The organism is Shigella sp. SIG3 (genome assembly GCF_053555855.1).
In genome coordinates, this window is sequence record NZ_JBQZXE010000256.1 from 1 (window position 1) to 1,033 (window position 1,033).

Consider the following 1,033-nt stretch of genomic DNA (forward strand, 5'->3'; position numbering starts at 1 on the left):
TGCGGCCACATTTTCGACTTCCTCCGGAGAGGAAAATTTACGGAACAGGATCCAGTTCCACAGCACATTCAGTACAGATTTATAAACCTGCTGAAACTCGGTTTCGTCCATGTTCGCAAATGCGATAGATTTTGCCCTGCGCCCACGGCTACCGTCCGGATAAATATGCTCGGTGTAAAATCCGGCCTGAATGGTTACCCACTCGCGGAAAGCCTCAAACGACTTTAGCAATGCCGTATCCCGGGTTCTGCGTGTCGCAACGGTATTCAGATATTGCTCTGCGGCTTCGCTCAGAGCTGGCGTATGTTCCCGACCTACTGATTCGCACAGGTACTCAACGAAGCCTGATACCAGTTCTCGTTCTCGAGGCGTGATCGCCCCACCGACCGGAGTCCGGTAATCGAATCCCAGTTGCAGGAGTTTGAAAAAACGCTTGTGGAATGCGTAGTTACGAACGCGCTTAAAATCAGCGTGTATCCACTCGCCTGTTTTGATTTGATGCAGAAATTCGCAACTCTCCGACGTCGCCGGGAGAAGTAATCCGGAAGAGGTTTGTTTGACCAGTTGTATATGTGCCATCGGCTTTCTCCGGTGGCACGGTGTTACTCAGCAGGGGGTCAACCCTGCACTGAATTGTAGATGAACTCACTCACATTCAAAAGCAGAAAAGCCAGCCTTAAGTCCAGTCTCTTTCAGCGCCCGTAATGACGTGACAAATTCATCTCCACACAAAAGAAAACCATCCGTCACAAGCCCATCCACCAAATGAATTAACGCAGCTCCACTCTTCCTTTGTTGAGACTGTAAACATTTAATACGGCAGTGGCTGACAATAGCGCCATTCTCAACGCGCACAGTATAGAGGCCATCTTCACTAAAAATTTCACGTAATTCTTCGATTTTCATCAACAGAATCCTTCCAGGTAAATAGCACTCCCCTGTTCGGGGGCCATCCCTCTTATCCCTGCGCGCTACTTAAGTGTTTTTGATTCTATTCCTGCGCCTTCTGGAAGTTCAAACGAGTTGAAAATCG

At 48.7% G+C, this 1,033-nt stretch carries 2 protein-coding genes; both read right to left on the bottom strand.

All coding sequences use genetic code 11. The features are described from left to right. Nucleotides 1-579: DUF1367 family protein (locus ACUU1I_RS20725; protein ID WP_449144923.1), on the bottom strand; the 579-nt coding region annotated here is incomplete at its 3' end. A 66-nt stretch (nucleotides 580-645) separates the two neighbouring features. Further along, entirely contained in the window at nucleotides 646-906 is a 261-nt protein-coding gene (locus ACUU1I_RS20730; RefSeq protein ID WP_005069037.1) for a hypothetical protein, read from the bottom strand. Nucleotides 907-1,033 lie beyond the last annotated feature (127 nt).

Bases quoted from the DNA above. Each gene is read 5' to 3' on its own strand.
- ACUU1I_RS20730 (WP_005069037.1), bottom strand. From the start codon at position 906: ATGAAAATCGAAGAATTACGTGAAATTTTTAGTGAAGATGGCCTCTAT.